Origin of the sequence: Peptoniphilus sp. HCN-40583, assembly GCF_037892835.1 — a bacterium.
Classification (GTDB): domain Bacteria; phylum Bacillota; class Clostridia; order Tissierellales; family Peptoniphilaceae; genus Aedoeadaptatus; species Aedoeadaptatus rachelemmaiella.
Genome location: NZ_JBBKBU010000013.1, coordinates 38147 through 57430, shown reverse-complemented (window position 1 = coordinate 57430; position 19284 = coordinate 38147). Strand labels below are relative to the sequence as shown.

Genomic DNA, 19284 nt, shown 5'->3' with positions numbered 1-19284 from the left:
ATTGTATGGGCTTATTTTAATTTGAACAGGTGGTGAACCTTCTTGCCTTTGCGGACGTGGACACCTTTTTTAAGGGCATCTAAAGTGATGATGGCATCGTGGGAAGCGACTTTTTCGTCGTCGACGGACACGCCGCCTTGTTGAATGAGTCGGCGTCCTTCACTGGTGGAGGCGATGAGATCGCCTTTTTGCATCAGTTCCACAATGGTGATGCCGTCTTTCACATCTTCTTCTGCAAGCTCCGTGGTGGGCATGTGTTCCGTATCGCCGCTGCCGCCGAAGAGAACGCGGGAAGCTTCCAGAGCCTTGTCCGCTTCTTCCTTGCCGTGAACTTCATTGGTGATTTCCCAAGCCAAACGTTCTTTGGCTACGTTCAGCTCTTGGCCTTCCAATTTTTCGTAATCGGCGATTTCTTCGTCGCTGACGTCGGTTAAGAGTTTCAGGAACTTCACGACGTCGCGGTCGTCGCAGTTACGCAGGTATTGGAACATTTCGTGGGGCGGCGTCTTGTTGGGATCCAAGAAAATGGCGCCCTTCATGGATTTGCCCATCTTTTGGCCGTCGGCGGTGGATAAAAGCTTGAAGGTCATGGAGTAGACCTTGCCGTCGTCGAGCTTGCGAACCAAGTCGTAGCCGCCGAGCATGTTGCTCCATTGATCGGAGCCGCCTAATTGCAATTGGCAATTGTATTTTCTGTAGAGAATCAAAAAGTCGTAGGACTGCATGAGCATGTAGCCCATTTCAAAGAAAGTGAGTCCTTGTTCCAAGCGGTTGGCGTAGGCATCCAACTTCAGCATTTGGTTGACGGAGAAATGCACGCCGATGTTACGCATAAAGTCCAAGTAGCCCAGGTCCAAGAGCCAATCCGCATTGTTTGCGACGATGGCCTTGCCGTCGGAATAATCGATAAAATGAGATAATTGCCGTTTGAAGCATTCAATATTGTAGTTGATATCTTCGGGGGTGAGCATTTTACGCATATCGCTGCGGCCCGAGGGGTCGCCGATCAAGGTGGTGCCGCCGCCGAAAAGGGTAATGGGCACGTGGCCTGCACGTTGGAAATGTTGAAGAACTTTTACTTGAAGGTAGTGACCTAAAGTAAGGGAATCCGCCGTTGCGTCAAAGCCGATATAAAAAGTAATCGGTCCTTCTGCCAAGCGTTCGCGCAATTCTTCGGGGAAAGTTACTTGGTCGATGTAACCTCTTCTTTCAAGTAGATCAAATACGTTTTCAGTCATGATGCCTCCTTTTTAAGCACAAAAAAAGCTCCTGCGAAAGGGCGTCTTCCAACGCGGTACCACCTTTCTTCGCAAAAAGCCTCAAGCAAATTATCATACTCCGGCGCTGTAATTTTGGGGACGCCATCATCGTATCTATGAATTTGATATCCATTATATGGAGGGACAAAAACTTTGTCAAGCAAAAAAGCGTTTTTTTCTGAAAATTGTGTTATGATGAAAAAGAGGTGGCATATGATTGGCGTGGATCTGGTTTACATACCGCGAGTAAAAGAAATACTGAACAGGCGAGGCGAGGCTTTTCTGCAAAAAGTGTTTTCGCCTGAGGAACGGGCGAATATGCGCCTGCACCCCAATACCGTGGCCGCACACTTTGCCGCAAAAGAGGCCATGGCCAAGGCATTGGGTGCGGGTCTGTTTAAGGCGGGCTTTAAAAACCTGCTTGTTTTCTACGACGAAGGCGGCGCACCCTACGGACGCTTTGAGCAGCATTTCTTTGATTTATCCATCTCTCATGAAAAAGACTACGCCGTCGCCGTGGCGCGGCTCAGGACAGGCGAGGGGCCTTCGGTGTCGAAGGAGGCGGCGAAAATGCTCCCTGTCGTGAATCTGAGTGACCACAAAGGCGCTCGGGGAAAGGCGGCCGTCGTCGGCGGATGCGCCGGGATGTTCGGCTCCGTAGACCTCGCCGCCTCGGCGGCATTAAGGGCCGGTTGCGGCCTGAGTTACGCCTACGTTCCCGACGATATTTTCCGCGACTTTTCTTTGCGTATGCGCGAAGTCATCGTAAAAAAACAAAGTGTGGCGGAGGATTTAAAGGACGTGGACGCCTTGGGGCTCGGTCCGGGCATGGGCCGCGACGACAGGGCGCGGGATGTGTTTTTAAAAGTATACGGCCTCGCCCTTCCCATGGTCGTCGATGCCGACGGGCTGTACCATTTGGCGGGAGCAAGGCCCCTCTCTAGGGGGCCGAAAATTTATACGCCTCACGTAGGGGAAATGGCCCGCCTCATCGATCGCGATGTGGCCTGGGTGAACGCCCACCGAGACGAAGCTGTGGACGTCTGCCTTCGTCGCTACGGCGGCGTGGTGGTATTGAAGGGACACGACACCGTCGTGGCTTCGAAAGACGACCGCGTAGTCAACGAAACGGGCAATGCCGGCATGGCGACGGCGGGCTCCGGCGATGTTTTAACCGGCGTTATCGCATCGTTTTTGGCCCAGGGCATGGATTGTTTTCAAGCGGCCCGCCTGGGGGTATACTTACACGGACTGGCAGGAGATCTCGCCGCTTTACATAAAAGCAAGCGGGGAATGATCGCTTCGGATCTTATCGAGTATTTGCCTGAAGCCTTCCTCCGCCTCGAGGCCGCGAGAGAGATCTGTCGGAAATAGAAAGGTTGTGATCTATGGTTATTAAGAGAGGCGATGTGTTTTATGCCGATCTGAGCCCGGTTATCGGTTCGGAACAAGGCGGCGTAAGGCCCGTGGTCATCATTCAAAATGATGTGGGCAACAAGTATTCGCCTACGACGATAGTTGCGGCGATTACATCGCAAATGAACAAGACAAAACTACCGACTCACGTCAAGGTGAAGGCGGCGAACAATGATTTGCCGAAAAACTCCGTGATTCTTTTGGAACAGGTGCGTACCATCGATAAAAAGCGGTTGCGGGAAAAAATCGGCAAGTTCGGCACAAAAATTATGGACGACGTCGACGAAGCATTAAAAATCAGCATCGGTCTGTAATACATAGACGAGCGCGGGCAAGCCCCGCGCTTTTGTCGTTTTCATTGGTCTAAGCGTTGGATTGTTGTATAATAGATGAGATGAATTAAAACACAGAAAGGATGAGATTGTGAAACGCAATTGGAAAAAAATAATCGCGGCCTGTGCCCTCGGATTGATGTTTATGGGCGCGGCCATTCCCGCTTTTGCCAAAGATGACGATCCTTTGGTTTCCTTGAGTTATTTAAACCAAAGGCTTGAAGCCATAGAAAAAAAACAAAACCAACAACCGGCGGCCGTTGCAACTTCCGGTACCATGGAAGTGGTGGAGCTGAAGGCGGGCGATAAAATTATCGCGGCCCAAGGGGCAGAACTGATTCCGAGAAGCGGGCGGGTGGACACCATCGCCCAAGAATTAGGCGGCCTCAGCGACATTACCGTCGGCGTGGATTTAAAACAAGGGGAGAAAGCGCCCTTAAACCATATGCTCATTGCACCGAGAAGTGACGGCCGTGGCCTTGTGGCCGCCACCGACGCCATTGTACTCGCGCGGGGAAATTACCGCGTGGTACGAGGACTTTAACGGGGATGACGATGAAAGTTCTTCATCTTATCAGCGGCGGCGACACCGGTGGGGCGAAGACCCACATCTATACTTTGCTGAAAGGCCTGGAAAGCTATGGCAAAGTGAGCATGGTGTGTTTCTGTCCCGGGCCTTTTCTCGACGGCGCCTTGGATCTGGGCATTGATGCCCGCCTCGTAGAGCAGAAAAATCGCTTCGACATGGGGGCATTAAAAGAAGTGGCCCGCATGATCGAGGACGAGGGATTCGATTTAATCCACTGCCATGGCGCGAGGGCTAATTTTAACGCCCTGTACCTGAGAAAGCGCGTGGATGTGCCCATGGTCACCACCTTGCACAGCGATTACCTTCTGGACTTCAAAGACAATTTTATTAAGGACAAGGTCTTTACGCCTTTAAACAAATACGCCTTAAAGCGATTCGACAACTACATCGCCATTACGGAGCGCTTCAAGACCATGTTGGTAAGTCGTGGCTTTCCGGAAGACGCCATTTTTGTCACCTACAACGGCATCGACATGAAAAAGACGGAGCTCGCCGTAGATAAAGATCGCTTTTTGGATCGCTACGGATTGAAAAAATACGCCGAGCGCATGCTCTTTGTCATTGCCGCCCGCCTGGATTTGGTCAAAGACCACATGACCCTTTTGCGCGCGGTGGCCTTAAACAAGGAAGCCTTCACAGACGGACACGTACTCATCGCCGGGCAAGGGCTGGAGCGGGAAAAGCTCATGGCCTATGTGAAAGATGAGGGTCTGGAAGATTTGGTTTCATTCTTGGGCCAGGTCTCCGATCCCTTCAGCCTTTACGGGGCGGGGGATGTGAATCTCCTCACTTCCGTATCGGAAAGCTTCCCCTACGCCCTTCTCGAAGGGGCTAAGGCGAAAATTCCCTTTATTGCCACGGACGTCGGCGGCATCGGAGAAATGGCGGGGGACTATGGCATGGTCTTTCAACCGAAAGATGCCGAAGCCATGAGTCGGAAAATGCTTTATGCCCTGAATCATCCCGATGAAATGAAGGCGCGGGGCGAAGGCCTTTATGAATACGTAAACGAACACTTCAGTCAGGAAGCCATGGCCAAAAGCCATGCGGAAATATATCAGAAAATTCTTAAAAGGAGCCAACATGATCGATAAAAAAGGAAAACTCTTCGGCAAGATCAATATTATTGACTGCCTCTTCTTACTCATCCTTATCGTCGCCGTCGTGGGCGGCATCTCTCGCTTTAAAGATTCCTCCATTGCCGTGGAAAGTACGTCGAAGGGAAAGATGACCCTCCTTGTAGACAAGGTGCGGACGCCGACAGTGGAAAACATGATGGAGGGGCAAGACCTTTACAGCTACGATAAAGGCATTTTTATGGGCAAAATCGTGGGCAAGACCGTGCGTCCTTACGAAGATGCCGTGGAATACGAAGGGCAATGGATCAACGCGCCGGTGCCGGAAAAGTATTCCGTCTACCTGGATGTGAATGTGGACATTAAGGAATCGGATAAGTCTTATGTGGTGGGCGGCGAAGAAATTCGCGTCGGCAACGAATACCGCGTCAAGACAAAGACCTCTGCATTTACAGGTGTCTGCGTAGGCATTACTAAAGACGGGAAGTAATTATGATTCAATCCAGTGTACTGATTCAACTACTACTTTCCGCAGTGAGGGCATTGGAGAATTGGTATAAGCAAAGTTTCCTTCACGGCTGTTTTGCGGCCGTGGGCGGCGCGGTGCAAAGGCAGTGGCGGGCATCGGGATTGCGACATATGCTCGACGGGGCCGAGGCGGTTTTCGCCGGCACCTTCTTTTTTCGCATCCTTCGATTTTTCTACCGCCTGTTCAATACCATCGCTCATTGGCTACGCATCCGCCTGGCGGGTGCCGTATCCGGTTCCGTAGGCTTTGACATCGCAGATAGCTACACTGCCTGGGATTCGGCTTTTAAAACCACGGGCATGATTAGCGTGGGCTTCGGCTTAAGCGTGTTGATTCTTTCTTTATTGCACCGTAGCCTTTGGGGCGTTTCGGGACTTTTCTTTCTTCTCGCAGGCCTCTTCATGTATAGAATCGCAGGCAATATTTATGAAATCGCAGGCAGCTCTTTTGTGCTGAAGGGATTTCGGTCTTTGTGGCGCCTGCTTTTACACGATAAGGAGGTGGAGCCGTGGAAACACGCGTAAAAATAAATCCACTCCTGTTACTCGCTTTGGGCTTTGTTGTCGGCGGCGTGGGACTGAGCATTAAGATTCCCTTTGTGATCCTGCTCTTTGCAGGCTTGATCGGCCTTGTGGTCTTTTTCGAAAATCCCATGGTCTGCCTCTTCGCCACCACCTTCGGCTACATCTTTTTGCCGGATCTCTTGGTCCTTATGCTCTTGTACGGTACCTTCGGCCTGTATCTGTTCAGAAAGTTTTTCAAAAAAGACGATCCACTCATCGTGGCGGGCCACGAGGTGGTGCCCTACATTTACTTTCTCTTAATGGTGATTCAAACGGCCACGTCCGTCTATCTTATGGGTTCTTTAAGGGATTTGGCCATTCACACGGCGGGCTTTATGTATTTAATCTTTATGATTAACGAAGTAAAAACCGTGGAACAAGTTCACGGCGTCATCGTCGCCGTGGTCTGTGCGGCGACGCTTCTCGCCCTAGTGGGCATTTACCAATACGTCGTCGGCGTGGATATTAAGAAGGAATGGGTAGACACCAGCTCCAACGGCGCCATTCGTGCCCGGGCCTATTCGGTCTTCGGCAATCCCAATATTTTCGCCGAGTATTTGGTCATGACCATCCCTCTTTGTGTGGGCCTCTTTTGGTCTACGAAGCGAGACGGCGTGCGGCTGCTTTTCTTGGCCGTCTTCGCCGTGCAGGTCTTGTCATTGTTTATGACCATGTCCCGCGGCGGCTGGCTCGGCCTCGCCGTGGCGGCCTTCATCTTTATTTGTCTCGTGCGAAAAGAGCTTTTGCTTTTGGCCATTCCCCTCATGGGTGCGGCGGTGTTTGTGGTGCCTGAGAGCATCGTCAATCGCTTTATGACCATTTTCAATCTGGCCGACTCGTCCACCTCCTATCGCTTTAAAATATGGGAGATCACCGAGGGGATCATTCACGATCACTTCATCGTGGGACTGGGCCTGGGGCATTTGCCCTTTAAAATGGTCTTCGAGCAATACATTCGCACTATGCCCATTTACCACGCCCACAATACTTTTTTGCAGGTCTTTGCGGAAATGGGGCTGGTGGGGTTCGTTCTGTTCTTTATCTTTATGGTGAGCATCTTTGTCAATTTGGCTCGCTACCCCTTAAAGAGCGAAGACAGGTATTTAAAGATCATGGGTGCGGCCCTTTGCGCTTCCTTTGCCGGCATGCTCTTTCACGGGATGTTTGAAAACATCTTCTACATGACCAAAATCACCACTACCTTCTGGCTCTTGCTGGCCATTTCCTTCGCCCTGGTACGCATTTGTAAAAAACATCTCTCCGCAGAGAAAGGGGAGAAAAGGATGGATTCTTATGGGAAAGAAAGTTTTATTTAGCGGCTATTACGGCTTCGATAACAGCGGCGATGACGCGATTTTACACGCCATCGTAAGCGACATCAGGGCCTGTGATCCCACCGTACAATTAAATGTCCTCTCCTACGATCCACCGCGAACCCGTAGGCTATACGGCGTCAATGCCACCCAGCGCTTTCACTACAAATCCGTGAAGAAGGCCCTCATGGGAACGGATCTCTTAATTAGTGGCGGCGGCTCGCTCCTCCAAGACGAGACCTCCTCCAGGAGCTTGTATTACTACTTGGGGGTTATGGCCCTGGCGAAGCGTTTGGGAAAAAAGATCTACGTCTATGCCAACGGCGTCGGCCCCATTCACAAGGCCTTGAACCGAAAACTGACGGCGCGCATTCTAAACAAGGTGGACTACATTACCCTGAGGGATGCGGACAGCGCCAAGGTCCTTCAAGACATTGGCGTAAACGTGCCGCCGGTGGAAGTCACCGCCGATCCCGTGTACGGCATCGAAGGCATCAGCCCGGAGGCGGCGAAAGCTATTTTGCGGCAAGAACGCATTGATGCAGATCAACGCTTCCTCGCCATCGCCGTGCGCCAGTGGAAAAAAGCCCCTGCGTTGGCGACGAAAATCGCCTACGTCGCCGATCGGGCCCACGAAGAATTAGGCCTTGAAATTTTATTTACGCCCCTGCATTATCCGGAAGACAAGCATTTCGCCGAGAGCATCAAGGCGAAAATGGTGCACAAGGATCACTGCTACGTCTTAAGCGGCAATTACGGCGTGGAAGAGATGGAAGGGATCATCGGCCTGTGCGATCTTTTAATCGGCATGCGCCTCCACGCCTTGATCTATGCCGTCACATCGAAAACGCCGGCGGTGGGCGTGGTCTACGACCCGAAGGTCAAGGCCCAATTGGAAGCCCTGTCCATCGACGCGGACATACAAGCCGAAGGCATGGACGAGAAAAAGCTCTTAAATGCCGTGGTGGCTATGTACGGCAAGCGGGATGTGGAGCGGGCGCGCCTCGAGGCCCAGCACCGGGTGCTCTTGGAAAAAAGCAGGAGGAATGTGAACCATGTCTTCGACCTTTTACAATCCTAAGGACAAGATCAAAATCTTTAACACCGTGGTGGATCCCGTGAGCGAGGAAGAGAGCCGCAGAATTCTTTCCGATTTTTTAGATGAAGGCGGCTTCCATCGAATCTTCACGCCCAATACGGAAATCGTCATGGCGCTGAAAGACGACGCCGAACAAGCGGCGGTGATGAACGCGGCCGATCTCGTGGTGCCCGATGGCATCGGTTTGGTCATCGGTTCGAAAATGGGGGGCCATCCCTTGGAAGAGCGGGTTACCGGCTATGATTTGTCCATCTTCCTTCTTGAGCTGGCCAAAGAAAAGAACAAGCAGATTTTCTTTTTAGGCGGCGAGCCTCATGTGGCGGCGGAAGCGAAAAAACGGGTAGAAGAAAAGTACGGGCCCATTGTGGCGGGGGAGCACCACGGGTATTTTAAAGGCGCCCACCGCGGCTATGAAAATTCCGAGGAAGAGGCGGCGGTGATCCGCGCCATCAACGAAAGCGGCGCGTCGATTCTCTTTGTGGGATTGGGCTTTCCGAAGCAGGAACAGTTTATTTTAAACAACAAAGACAAGCTCGAGCACATTGTCGTGGCCATCGGAAACGGCGGCGTCTTAGACGTGTTGGCGGGAAAAGCCAAGCGGGCGCCGGAGGTTTTCATCCGACTCCACCTGGAGTGGTTTTATCGCCTGTTAAAAAACCCGTCGAGAATCGGGCGGCAAATGGCCATTCCGAAATTCTTATGGACCATCGCAACAAACAAAAAGGCGGTCTCCGTCGTGAAAGAAAACAGAGGAGGATCTCATGAATCATAACGAACAGTTCGCGGTCAACACCTTGCGGGCACTATCCATCGACCAAATTGATGCAGCCAACTCCGGTCACCCGGGCCTGCCCTTGGGCGCGGCACCCATGGCGTGGGCACTGTGGGCCAATACATTAAATTTCGATCCCAAGGATCATTTGTGGCCAAATCGCGACCGCTTTATTTTAAGCGCCGGCCACGGAAGCGCCCTTTTGTATTCTCTGTTCCACCTCTTCGGCTTGGGTCTTAAAGCGGAAGATTTAAAGAACTTCCGTCAACTGGATTCGAAGACCCCGGGCCATCCGGAATACGGCCACACCGCCGGCGTGGAAACCACCACCGGCCCCTTAGGCGCAGGGATCTCCACCGCCGTCGGCTTTGCCATGGCGGAAACTCGCCTCGCCGCCATCTACAATGAACCGGGCTACGACTTTATCGACCACTATACTTACGTCCTCTGCGGCGACGGCGACTTAATGGAAGGCGTGAGCAACGAAGCCTCCTCCATCGCCGGTACCTTGGAACTGGGCAAACTCATCGTCCTCTACGATTCCAATAACATTACCATCGAAGGCAATACGGAGCTGTCCTTTAAAGAAGACATTGCCGCCCGCTACCGCGCTTTGGGCTGGCAAGTGCTCACCGTGGAATACGGCACGGACATTGATGCCATTTCCCGGGCCGTGGAATCGGCGAAACAGGAAAAGGTCAAGCCCACGTTAATCGAAATTAAAACCGCCATCGGCTACGGCTCGCCTTTGGAAGGCTCCGCCGGCGTCCACGGCTCGCCCCTTGGCGAAGAAAAGAACCAAGCCACCCGCGACAAATTAGGTTACGACGTGGCGCCTTTTGAAGTGGCCGACGAAGTGAAGGCCTTAGTCGACGAGAAGCTGGAAGAAAAGCGCAAGGTCTACGACGAATGGAAGGCATTGGAAGAAAAATACAAAGAAGCCTTCCCACAAAAATACGACGCCTTCCTGGCAAGCTACGATACGAAAAAGCAAGACCTCTCCTTTACGGACGAAGATGCTTACTGGGCGCCGGTTGAAAAAGACATGGCCACCCGAGCCAGCTCCCACGAAATGCTGCAGCGCGTCGCCGCCGGCATGGGCAATCTCTTCGGCGGAAGCGCCGACTTGGGCCCCTCCAACAAGAGCGATATGAAAGGCGAAGGCCAATACAGCGTGGACAATCGTTTAGGAGGAAACATTAACTTCGGCGTCAGAGAACACGCCATGGGCGCCATCGTGAACGGCATTTATCTCCACGGCGGCTTCCGCTCCTACGGTGCCACCTTCCTGGTCTTCAGCGACTACCTGAAGCCCCAGCTCCGCCTCGCCGCCCTCATGGGCATTCCCACGGCCTACATCTTTACCCACGACAGCATCGGCGTCGGCGAAGACGGCCCGACCCACCAACCCATAGAGCACTTGGCTATGCTTCGCTCCATTCCCAATATGATTACCTTCCGCCCGGCGGATTCCACGGAAGTGGCCGTCGCTTGGTACGTGGCCATGCACAGCGAATCCACACCTGTGAGCATGATTTACACCCGTCAAACCCTGCCGGAGCTTGAAGGCTCATCTAAGGACGCATTAAATGGCGCCTATGTGGTGAAAAAAGAAGCCAATGCACTGGATCTCATCTTTATCGCCACGGGCAGCGAAGTGCACCTGGCCATGGAAAGCGCCCAAGCCCTCGAAAAAGACGGCCACGGCGTCCGCGTGGTAAGTATGCCCTCTCAAGAACTCTTCGACGAACAATCGGAGGAATACAAAGAAGCCGTGCTTCCCTCGACCATGCGCAACCGAATTTCTGTGGAAGCGGCAACCACCATGGGCTGGTACAAGTACGTGGGCCTGGACGGCTTGGCCATCGGCATGCATTCCTTCGGCGCATCGGGCAAGGCATCGGAAGTCTTTAAACGCTTCGGCCTCACCGCAGAAGCCGTAACGGAACAAGCCAAGGCCTATTTAACGAGCAGAAAGTAATGACGTCTCGAAGAAAAACAGCGGCGTTGCTCTTAGTGCTCGCCTTGTCTTTAGGCGGCTGCACTGAGAAAAGCACCTACAAAGACGGCACCTACGAAGGGCGGGGAAAGGGCCATAACGAAAAGGAGCCCATCGTCCTTCGCGTGGTCATCGACGACGGTCGCATCGCAGACATTGCCGTAAAAAGCCACGGAGAATCGACGGAGCAAGTGCCTCAGGTGGAAAGCGCCCTGGAGAAACTCCCCGGCGCCATGGTGCGAAAAAACACCGCCACCGTCGACGGCATTGCCGGCGCCACGGAAACTTCCGCGGGATTAAGCGCCGCCGTAATCGATGCGCTTCATAAGGCCGGAAAATAAAAGAGGACCTCTGTAAAAACAGGGGTCCTTTTCAATAGAAAAATTTTTGAAAATCGGTAATGGCCGCATGAGGCATTTCCGATTTTTTATTTATAAACCTTTATTCGCTGCGAATGGCGTCCAGAGCCGAGAGGTTCATGGCGCGCTTGGCGGGGAAGTAGCCGGCGGCGATACCAACCAAGGTGGAAAAGACGAGGGCCACCAACACGAGCCACAGAGGAATGTGGGAGATCTTTACCGCTTCTTCCGCGCCTTGAGCCATGGCAAAGCGGTTGCCGATGAGATTAAAGCCCGCGCTCATCATTAAACTCAGCGCCACCCCGATGACGCCGCCGATAAAGCCGATAAGGGCGGCTTCGGTGAGAAAGAGCTTCTGAATGTCTTGAATCGACGCGCCGATAACCTTCATGACGCCGATCTCACGGGTGCGCTCGTAAATGGACATAATCATGGTGTTGGCAATGCCGATGGCGGCGACGACAAAGGAGATGGAGCCGATGCCTGCGAAGATGGCGTTGACGATGGTCATAGCCTTGTTCATGCTCTTGATCATTTCCAGCATGCCCATGGCGTCGTAGTCCAGGGCCTTAATGCCGTCGGATACCTCTTCGGCATTTTTCATGTCATCCACCCGCACCTGAATGCGGTCGTAGTTGTGGGTGTTGGGCCGATCCATTTTTAAGCGGTCCATTAAATCCATATAGCCGTCCACGGTCATAAAGACATTGTTGTCGTAGTCCATTTTTTTCGTCTTGGCGATAAGCCCTGTGACTTTTAATTCCGTCGATAGACCGGTGCCGCTCCCGGTGCCTCCCATCATGGAGACGTCGGAGGAGGTAATAGTCATGGCTTTGCCTGCGGCGTTAAAAAGCGGCGGCGGATCCTTGTCCTCGTCCATGGCGGGCATGGTTGTGGAGCCCGTGGGGTCGTAAAACATATCCACTACATTGCTGCCGAAGAGCATTTGGCCCTTGCCGTCGCCATGGAAGAAACTGCCCTTGTCCATTTCCCAGCCAAGGGAATCGTAGGTGTGTTTTTCCATGGCCGTAATGCCCACGAAATCCGATTGAAATTTTCGCATCTTCATGCTCACGCTGGTGTTGTAAACCGGCGTCACGTCCACGACGTGAGGCAGCTCTTTTAATTCCGAAATAGTTTTTCTCGTGAGGGCCTTGCCCTTTCCGCCTTCTTCTTTCTGCGTCACATTGATGTTTTTCACATCGCCGAAGTCTTCGATCATGCGCTTGTTGTTTTCCGTCATGCCGTAGCCGAAGCTGAGCATAATGATGATGGAGACACAGCCGATGACCACGCCGAGAAGGGTGAGGCCCGTGCGAAGTTTTCTGGCGAGGAGATTTTTCTTCGCCATGTCAAATAGGTCGCGGTAACTCATCAGATCGTCAAATCCTCGTCGTTGTTGTCGCCGGCGTTTTTACGCTTCTTATAGACGTAGAAGGCGATGGCACCGACAATGGCGGCGATAAGAGAGACGCCTAAAGGAATGGCCCATGCGGGGCGGGACGTTTCTTCGCCTTCATCTTCAGGGGCGGGCATATCGCCTTCCACCTGAACCACAAAAGGCTTCACCAATTCCTGTTTTCTGCCCGTGGCATCGTCGTAGGTAATGACGATTTCGCCCTTTTGCTCGCCCTTTGCCCGAGGCGTAATGTTCACGTCGTAGGTTTGGGCGCTGCCCGGCGCCACATTGCCGGCGAAATAGGTGTTGGTATCCGCATCGAAATTGCCCCGCATTTTCACCATCACATTGGAGAGCACAGATTTGCCCGTGTTGAAAAATTCCAGGGACAGAGGCATTTCGCCGCCGACAAAGCCCTCTTTGTCAACTTTCAAATCCCCCAATTCGATTTCCGCACTTTGGATCACGGGAATGCCGATGATTTCCGAAGAAGTGTAGGAATTGCCTGCGCTGTCTTCGTATTCGAAATTCGCCGTAATGGTGTAGGTACGGGGGGCTGTGTCCGGTGCCGTCGTCAAAGTAATTTCTTTTTCCGCATGTTTTTTCGGCTTTATCTTGTCGATAAAAAAAGTATTGCTGCTTCCGATGGGAATAAAGGCGCTGCCGCCACCGCCGCCCGAAGCCGAAGCTGCGGCTTCCATGGCACCTGGGGCGCTCTGGCCGGAGGATGTGGGCACGTCCACGGCATCCGCTGCATCGGCGGAAAGGGCGACCCGCAGATTTTGCACGGTTTTCTTGCTATTGGTATTTAGAATTCTGAAGTACAAAGTAAAGGGCACACCGGCTTTGACATCCACAGGATCGTAGGAGTAGTGGTCGATGACAAGCTTCGGCGTATTGTTGCCCGTAGGGGCCTGGCCGCCGCCTGAGGAAGCGCCTTCAGAGCCCGTAACGGGAAGGGGCGCGCCCATGTCTGCGCCGGAGAAATCGCCCATGGATCCGCCGGAGAAATCGCCGGAAGAGGCGGAAGCCGGGGAGGGAGCTGAGGCGGAGTTTGAGCGAACGGTGACGATTTGTTTGCTTTCGTGGACTTCGTTGGTGTTTACATCAACGTAGGCGACAGAAAGTTTCACGGGATAGTTTTTGCCTTCTGCGCTGGGGGTCATTTGAAAAGTAAAGGTGTAGCTTTCTTTTTGATTTGGCGCGAAGTATTTGGCATTGACCGTGGTCACCGATTTCGGCACCAAGCCGTTTAAATCCTGAGATTCCGCTTGAATGCGTATGTTTTTTGCCCCGCCCTTGCCGTTATTTTTAATGGAAAAGCGAATGGGAATGTCGGCCCCGCTGCCGTCGTCGTGGGGCCAGCTTATGTCGGTGAAGTCCAGAATGGATATGGGGGCGTGGCTCGTGGATTCCACCTTTGCCGGGGGAATGGCATCGGCGTTGTTTGCCGCCGTTGCCACTTGGGGGGCGACGCTTGTAAGTATCAGACAACCGGCTAAAAGCCATGCTTGTTTTTTCATAGGGTCTCCTCGTTGTTGTTTTGGGGGAGAAGTTCGAGCTCCCGTGCTTTTTCGATAATCTGTTGCGTTTCGTCTCGCACAATTTTTCCGTCTCTTAGTTCGACGATGCGATTGGCGTAAACGGCGGTTTCCAAATCGTGGGTGACGATAATGAGGGTTTGCTTATGTTCTTTGGCGAGGTCGCACATCATTTCCATGATCTCCACGGAGGTGTTCGTGTCCAAATTCCCCGTGGGCTCGTCGGCAAAGAGAATAGGCGGCGCGTCCACAAAAGCCCGGGCGATGGACACCCGCTGTTGTTGGCCGCCGCTCATTTCGCTGGGCTTGTGGTCCAGGCGATTGCCCAGGCCCACCCGCTCTAAAATGGCACGGGCCTTTTCTTCCCGTTCCTGTTTTTTTACGCCCTTGAAGATAAGCCCCAGACTCACGTTTTCCGTGGCCGTCAAGGTGGAAATTAAATTATAGGACTGAAAGACAAAGCCCACGTTTAACTGGCGAAACTTCGTGAGCTTTTCCTCGGAAAGTTTCTCCATGTGGATTTTACCGTTTATAATAATTTCGCCCTTGCTGGGTCGATCCAATCCGGCCATCATATTTAAAAGGGTGGATTTCCCGCTGCCGGAGGTTCCCAGTAGGCAGAGAATTTCTTCTTTCTGAATATCTAAATTGACGCCACGAAGGGCATAGACTTTTTCTTCGCCCATGTGGTAGACTCGGTACAAATTCTTTATGCGAATCAATGGATCCAAAGCATCACATCCTTCCTATCATTGTACCATTTGTGAAAGAATGATGTACATTTCAAAGAAGTGACTTATTTTAAGACTTGTCAAAGATAGAAAGAAGCGGCCCATGAATAGAGACGGAAAACAGTTTTACAATTTGGATAGGAATCGAAAAGAAAGGCGACTTTTCGGCGAAGTGGTCTACGGAGAAAACAAGGCGCCGGAGCATTTAAAGGCTTGCATCGAAGGGCTTTTAGAAGCACAGAGCGAGGTGTTCGTCACCCGCCTTTCGCCGGCGGCCTACGAAAAATTAGGCGAATTAAAAGAGAAGCTGGATTACGATCCCCTCTCTGAAACCGCCGTGGCGGGCACAAAAAAAGAGCCCGTAGGCTCTGTAGCCGTGGTGACGGCGGGAACCGCCGACAGTAAAGTGGCGGAAGAATGCGTGCGTAGCCTCGCTTATTTCGGCGTAAAGGCGGAGCGTTATTACGACGTCGGCGTGGCGGGAATCCACCGCCTCTTCGAAAAGATCGACGCCATCGGCCGCAGCGACGCCATCGTCGTCTGCGCTGGCATGGACGGGGCCCTGCCCTCCGTGGTGGCGGGGTTGGTGACATCGCCTGTTATTGCCGTGCCGACCTCCGTGGGCTACGGTGCGTCCTTTAACGGCGTGGCGGCCCTATTGAGCATGCTCAATTCCTGCGCCGAGGGCGTGGCCGTGGTGAATATCGACAACGGTTACGGTGCTGCCTACATGGCGGCGGAAATCGTCTGTAAGATGAATCAAAAGACGAGGTAATCCTCCTCGGACAAAAAGGCGTGCACGGGCAGATCGTATTCGTCGCGGGGCACATTCTCGACCAGTTGTTCGTGAAAGCCTACGCCTAATCGAAAGCCCTCGTGGCTCGAGAAGAAGCGGTCGTAAAAGCCGCCGCCGTAGCCCATGCGGTAGCCGGAATGGTCGAAGGCGAGGCCGGGGGTGATGATTAAATCGCAGGTCGTTTCTTCCCGTTCCCGAGCCAATTCCTCCGGAAGTTCCAAAAGGCCCCAATAATTTTCGACGAGCTCGTCTTTCGATAAAAGGCGGGCCATTTTCATTTCCGGATCGCCTTTTTTCGTGGCGGGAATCAAGACCTCTTTTCCCTTCAGCAAATCGTCGAGCCAATGAATGGTCTCCACTTCGCTTCCCATGGAGACGAAAATGAAAATCCGACGCGCCTTTTTGTATTCATCCAGGGACTTAAGGCGAGAAAAAATCGCCCGGGACTTTTCTTTTCGCGTCGATTCGGGAATCTTATCTCGAATGGCGATGTAATTGTTACGTAAACATTTCTTTTTCATGGCAAATGGCCTCCCGCCTTTCATATTTTTGTAACTTATACTATAATAAATGAGATAAATTGTATGGAATGAGGTGTGTTGTTGATTACGTTTCAAAATGTCTATAAAGAGTACAAAAACGGCGTACAAGCTTTAATGGACATTAATCTGGAAATCCCATACGGTCAATTCGTTTTTATCGTCGGCGCATCGGGCGCAGGCAAAAGTTCCTTAATTAAATTGTTGATCTGCGAGGAAAAAGTGACTCGCGGCCACATTTATGTGAACAATAAAGACATTACCGAATTGTCTTCTTGGTATATACCCAAATTGCGGCGTCAAGTCGGCGTCGTGTTTCAAGACTTCCGCCTGCTTCAAAAAAAGACCGCCTACGAAAACGTGGCCTATGCCTTGGAAATCGTCGGCGAAAGCGGCCGTACCATTAAAAAGCGCGTGCCGGAAGTGTTGGAGCTCGTCGGATTAAGCGATAAATTAAACAGTTATCCGGGCGAATTGTCCGGTGGGGAAGGGCAGCGCCTCGCCATTGCCCGTGCCATCGTAAACAAACCGCCTGTTTTAGTGTGCGACGAGCCCACGGGAAATTTAGACTTCGAGACGGCCATGACCGTCATGCAAACCTTAAAGCGCATTAACGATGATGGTGCCACGGTGATTATGGCCACCCACGCCAGAAAAATTGTCAACCATATGCAACGCCGGGTCCTTACCCTCGACAACGGTCGAATCATCAGCGATGTGAACGTGGGAGGTTACGATGCGGTGGATTAGACAGTTCGGCAATAACATAAAAGAAGCCTTTCAAGGCATCGCGAGAAACAAGGGCATGAGCCTTTTGTCCGTCATTTCCATTATGGCCGTTTTGGTCCTCTTCGGCGTGGTGGTGCTGTTGGTCTTAAATATGACCGGCATCGTCAACGAAACGGAAAAGAAAGTGGACAAAGTGGTGGTTTACTTAAATGACGATGCCAACGAAGACAGCATACGGGCCATTATTAAAAAGGCCGAGGCTACGGGCTATGTGAAAGAGGTCAGCTACACGTCAAAAGAACAAGCTTGGCAGGATTTTTCCAAGAACATGGAGCTTACCAACGACGCCTATTTCTTGGAAGGCATGGAAAAAAATCCCCTGCCCGCCTCCCTTACTTTGCAGCTGTCCAACATAAAGCAGGCGAAAACCGTGGCCAATACCTTACAGGGCATGCCCGGGATCTATCAAGTGGATTACCTCAATGAATTAATCGGCAAAATCGTGCAAGTCAACGATTGGGTACGCATTTTAGGTGTGGTCATCGTGGCGATTCTTTTAATTATCGCCATCGTGCTGATTCACAACACCATTAAATCCACCATCGCCAATCGCAGTCAGGAAATTCAGATCATGAAATACATCGGCGCCAGCGACGGCTACATCCGTCGGCCGCTTTTGATCGAAGGCATGGTCTTCGGCATTGTGGCCGGTGCTTTGGCCTTGGTACTGGTGTACTTAGGCTACAAAGGCATGTTCGGCCTGTTCGATGAAAAACTCAATGTCCTTATGGGCCTGAAGCTGATCCGCCCCGCGGATATGCTGAAAGACATGGCCATTATGTTTCTATGTATCGGCGTCGGCGTCGGCTTAATCGGAAGCTCTCTGTCGCTGAAGCGGTTCTTAGATGTATAGACGGTAAACAGAAGGAGGTTCACTTTGCAAGGGAATCACAGGAAGAAACTTTCCGCGGCTCTCGCTATTTTAATGTTAAGTTCACAGCCGGTAGCGGCGTCGGGTTTAGAAGCCGCCCGTTCCAAAGCGGTTCAAAAGAAAAGCTCGATCCGATCCAATATGGCCGGCACCCAATCCAAGATCAGTCAAACGAAAGGCCAAGTGGCTGCGGTTCAGGCGGAAATGAGCGCCTTGGATGCACAAATCACTCGGGTCAATATAAAGATCGATCAATTAAACGGCGAAATGCAAAAGCTTCAAGCTGAGATTGCGAAAACGAAAGCGGAGCTGGAGGCAGCAAAGGCGGAACTTTTAGAGAAAAAAGAGCTTTACGCCAAGCGCCTTCGCGCCATGTACATCGCCAACGACCGCGGCTACTTAGATATACTTCTGGATTCCACGGACGCCACGTCCTTAATCGGAAATGCCCGCATGATTCGCTCCATCGCCACCAGTGACCGCGAGCTTATCGACGAAATTAACGCCAAGGTGAAGGAAATCGAAGAGAAGCAAGCCCTTCTCGCCGAGCAGGAAAAGCAGTTGGCTCAAAAGCAACAACAAGCTCGCATCGAACGGAGCAATCTTGAGGCGGCCAATGCGCAAAAGGCAGGCTACATGAACAGCCTGATGAACAATTTAAGTGCCTATGAAGCACAATACGACGCCATGCTTCGGGAATCCGATGCCATTGAATCGCAAATCGCGAATTTGGATCTGTCCATTCAAAAGGCGAAACAAGAAGAAGCGGCGCGCCTGGCCAAACAACGGGCGGCGCAACAAGTACGTCGCCAAAAAGCATCTGCGCCCCGTGCAAGGGCTGCCGAAAGCAGTGCCTCTGCCGACGTGGTTCAGTATGGCGCCAAGGCGACACCGGAAGAGCGAACCGGCGAATTGTATTGGCCTGTACCGGGTCATCACCGGATCACTTCGCCCTTCGGTTATCGGATTCACCCGATTTTGAAATACCGCAAACTCCACACCGGCGTGGACATCGGCGCACCAAACGGCACACCGGTGGTGAGCGCTGCATCGGGCACGGTCATTGCCTCTCGCTTTATGGGCGGCTACGGCAACTGCGTTATGATCGATCACGGCGGCAAGGTTACGGTCTACGGCCACTTATCGTCCAGAGCCGTAAGCCCGGGGCAGTCGGTATCCGCCGGCGAAACCATCGGTTACGTGGGCAGCACGGGCATGAGTACCGGCGCGCACTTGCACTTTGAAGTGCGGGTCAACGGCGCGGTGCAAAACCCCCTTAACTATTTATAATCGAAAGCAAAAGAACCTTTCT

At 52.3% G+C, this 19284-nt stretch carries 20 protein-coding genes; 15 read left to right on the top strand and 5 right to left on the bottom strand.

From position 1 onward, the window contains the following. Positions 1 to 11: 11 nt before the first annotated feature. Complete coding sequence (tyrS, locus tag WKT05_RS05520) at positions 12 to 1238, bottom strand: tyrosine--tRNA ligase (RefSeq protein ID WP_340413251.1); 1227 nt, start codon at positions 1236 to 1238, stop codon at positions 12 to 14. A gap of 234 nt (positions 1239 to 1472) precedes the next feature. Here tyrS and WKT05_RS05515 point away from each other — a divergent pair, with 234 nt between their 5' ends. The 11 genes from WKT05_RS05515 to WKT05_RS05465 all read left to right on the top strand — a co-directional run bounded on the left by WKT05_RS05515 (position 1473) and on the right by WKT05_RS05465 (position 11288). After that, positions 1473 to 2633, top strand: coding sequence for an NAD(P)H-hydrate dehydratase (locus WKT05_RS05515; RefSeq protein WP_340413250.1), 1161 nt, complete (start codon positions 1473 to 1475; stop codon positions 2631 to 2633). Positions 2634 to 2647: 14 nt separating this feature from the next. Continuing rightward, positions 2648 to 2989 (top strand): type II toxin-antitoxin system PemK/MazF family toxin, encoded by a 342-nt coding sequence (locus WKT05_RS05510; RefSeq protein WP_215507919.1) that lies wholly within the window; start codon positions 2648 to 2650, stop codon positions 2987 to 2989. 109 nt (positions 2990 to 3098) lie between these two features. Then, positions 3099 to 3551, top strand: a complete 453-nt coding sequence (locus WKT05_RS05505; RefSeq protein WP_340413249.1) for a hypothetical protein — start codon at positions 3099 to 3101, stop codon at positions 3549 to 3551. An 11-nt stretch (positions 3552 to 3562) separates the two neighbouring features. Beyond that, complete coding sequence (locus tag WKT05_RS05500) at positions 3563 to 4690, top strand: glycosyltransferase (protein WP_340413248.1); 1128 nt, start codon at positions 3563 to 3565, stop codon at positions 4688 to 4690. Continuing rightward, a complete protein-coding gene (locus WKT05_RS05495; RefSeq protein ID WP_340413247.1) occupies positions 4680 to 5162 on the top strand; it encodes a DUF4330 domain-containing protein in 483 nt (160 codons plus the stop codon). Before WKT05_RS05500 ends, WKT05_RS05495 begins: the two co-directional genes overlap by 11 nt. A gap of 2 nt (positions 5163 to 5164) precedes the next feature. Then, positions 5165 to 5725 (top strand): hypothetical protein, encoded by a 561-nt coding sequence (locus tag WKT05_RS05490; RefSeq protein WP_340413246.1) that lies wholly within the window; start codon positions 5165 to 5167, stop codon positions 5723 to 5725. Next, the gene (locus WKT05_RS05485) at positions 5710 to 7080 is read left to right on the top strand and encodes an O-antigen ligase family protein (protein WP_340413245.1); all 1371 of its coding nucleotides are present in this window, start codon (positions 5710 to 5712) and stop codon (positions 7078 to 7080) included. Before WKT05_RS05490 ends, WKT05_RS05485 begins: the two co-directional genes overlap by 16 nt. Then, positions 7058 to 8158 carry a polysaccharide pyruvyl transferase CsaB gene (csaB, locus tag WKT05_RS05480; RefSeq protein ID WP_340413244.1) on the top strand — a complete coding sequence of 367 codons (1101 nt, stop codon included), beginning with the start codon at positions 7058 to 7060 and terminating at the stop codon, positions 8156 to 8158. The genes WKT05_RS05485 and csaB overlap by 23 nt, the downstream gene beginning before the upstream one ends. Continuing rightward, positions 8133 to 8948: a WecB/TagA/CpsF family glycosyltransferase gene (locus tag WKT05_RS05475; protein ID WP_340413243.1), complete on the top strand. Its 816-nt coding sequence runs from the start codon at positions 8133 to 8135 to the stop codon at positions 8946 to 8948. The genes csaB and WKT05_RS05475 overlap by 26 nt, the downstream gene beginning before the upstream one ends. Continuing rightward, positions 8938 to 10929 (top strand): transketolase, encoded by a 1992-nt coding sequence (tkt, locus tag WKT05_RS05470; RefSeq protein WP_340413242.1) that lies wholly within the window; start codon positions 8938 to 8940, stop codon positions 10927 to 10929. The genes WKT05_RS05475 and tkt overlap by 11 nt, the downstream gene beginning before the upstream one ends. Further along, a complete protein-coding gene (locus tag WKT05_RS05465) occupies positions 10929 to 11288 on the top strand; it encodes an FMN-binding protein (RefSeq protein ID WP_340413241.1) in 360 nt (119 codons plus the stop codon). The genes tkt and WKT05_RS05465 overlap by 1 nt, the downstream gene beginning before the upstream one ends. A 100-nt stretch (positions 11289 to 11388) precedes the next feature. On the opposite strand, the gene WKT05_RS05460 is transcribed toward WKT05_RS05465, so the two are convergent. From WKT05_RS05460 to WKT05_RS05450, 3 genes are read right to left on the bottom strand one after another with little or no spacing between them, the layout of a single operon-like run. After that, the gene (locus tag WKT05_RS05460; RefSeq protein ID WP_340413240.1) at positions 11389 to 12681 is read right to left on the bottom strand and encodes an ABC transporter permease; all 1293 of its coding nucleotides are present in this window, start codon (positions 12679 to 12681) and stop codon (positions 11389 to 11391) included. Next, the gene (locus WKT05_RS05455) at positions 12681 to 14228 is read right to left on the bottom strand and encodes a COG1361 S-layer family protein (protein ID WP_340413239.1); all 1548 of its coding nucleotides are present in this window, start codon (positions 14226 to 14228) and stop codon (positions 12681 to 12683) included. Before WKT05_RS05455 ends, WKT05_RS05460 begins: the two co-directional genes overlap by 1 nt. Further along, the gene (locus tag WKT05_RS05450; protein WP_445323185.1) at positions 14225 to 14977 is read right to left on the bottom strand and encodes an ABC transporter ATP-binding protein; all 753 of its coding nucleotides are present in this window, start codon (positions 14975 to 14977) and stop codon (positions 14225 to 14227) included. The genes WKT05_RS05455 and WKT05_RS05450 overlap by 4 nt, the downstream gene beginning before the upstream one ends. Positions 14978 to 15080: 103 nt before the next feature. Here WKT05_RS05450 and larB point away from each other — a divergent pair, with 103 nt between their 5' ends. Further along, positions 15081 to 15752: a nickel pincer cofactor biosynthesis protein LarB gene (larB, locus tag WKT05_RS05445; RefSeq protein WP_340413237.1), complete on the top strand. Its 672-nt coding sequence runs from the start codon at positions 15081 to 15083 to the stop codon at positions 15750 to 15752. On the opposite strand, the gene WKT05_RS05440 is transcribed toward larB, so the two are convergent. Beyond that, positions 15737 to 16294, bottom strand: coding sequence for a 5-formyltetrahydrofolate cyclo-ligase (locus WKT05_RS05440; RefSeq protein WP_340413236.1), 558 nt, complete (start codon positions 16292 to 16294; stop codon positions 15737 to 15739). The two genes, larB and WKT05_RS05440, sit on opposite strands and share 16 nt — an antisense overlap. A gap of 81 nt (positions 16295 to 16375) precedes the next feature. On the opposite strand from WKT05_RS05440, the gene ftsE reads away from it, so the two are divergent. Genes ftsE through WKT05_RS05425 form a run of 3 tightly spaced genes read left to right on the top strand, consistent with a single transcriptional unit; the run spans position 16376 to position 19262 of the window. Next, on the top strand, positions 16376 to 17062 hold the full coding sequence (ftsE, locus tag WKT05_RS05435; protein ID WP_215508006.1) for a cell division ATP-binding protein FtsE: 687 nt from the start codon (positions 16376 to 16378) through the stop codon (positions 17060 to 17062). After that, a complete protein-coding gene (ftsX, locus tag WKT05_RS05430; RefSeq protein WP_215507962.1) occupies positions 17049 to 17954 on the top strand; it encodes a permease-like cell division protein FtsX in 906 nt (301 codons plus the stop codon). The genes ftsE and ftsX overlap by 14 nt, the downstream gene beginning before the upstream one ends. Positions 17955 to 17978: 24 nt before the next feature. Further along, positions 17979 to 19262, top strand: a complete 1284-nt coding sequence (locus tag WKT05_RS05425; RefSeq protein ID WP_340413235.1) for a murein hydrolase activator EnvC family protein — start codon at positions 17979 to 17981, stop codon at positions 19260 to 19262. Positions 19263 to 19284 lie beyond the last annotated feature (22 nt).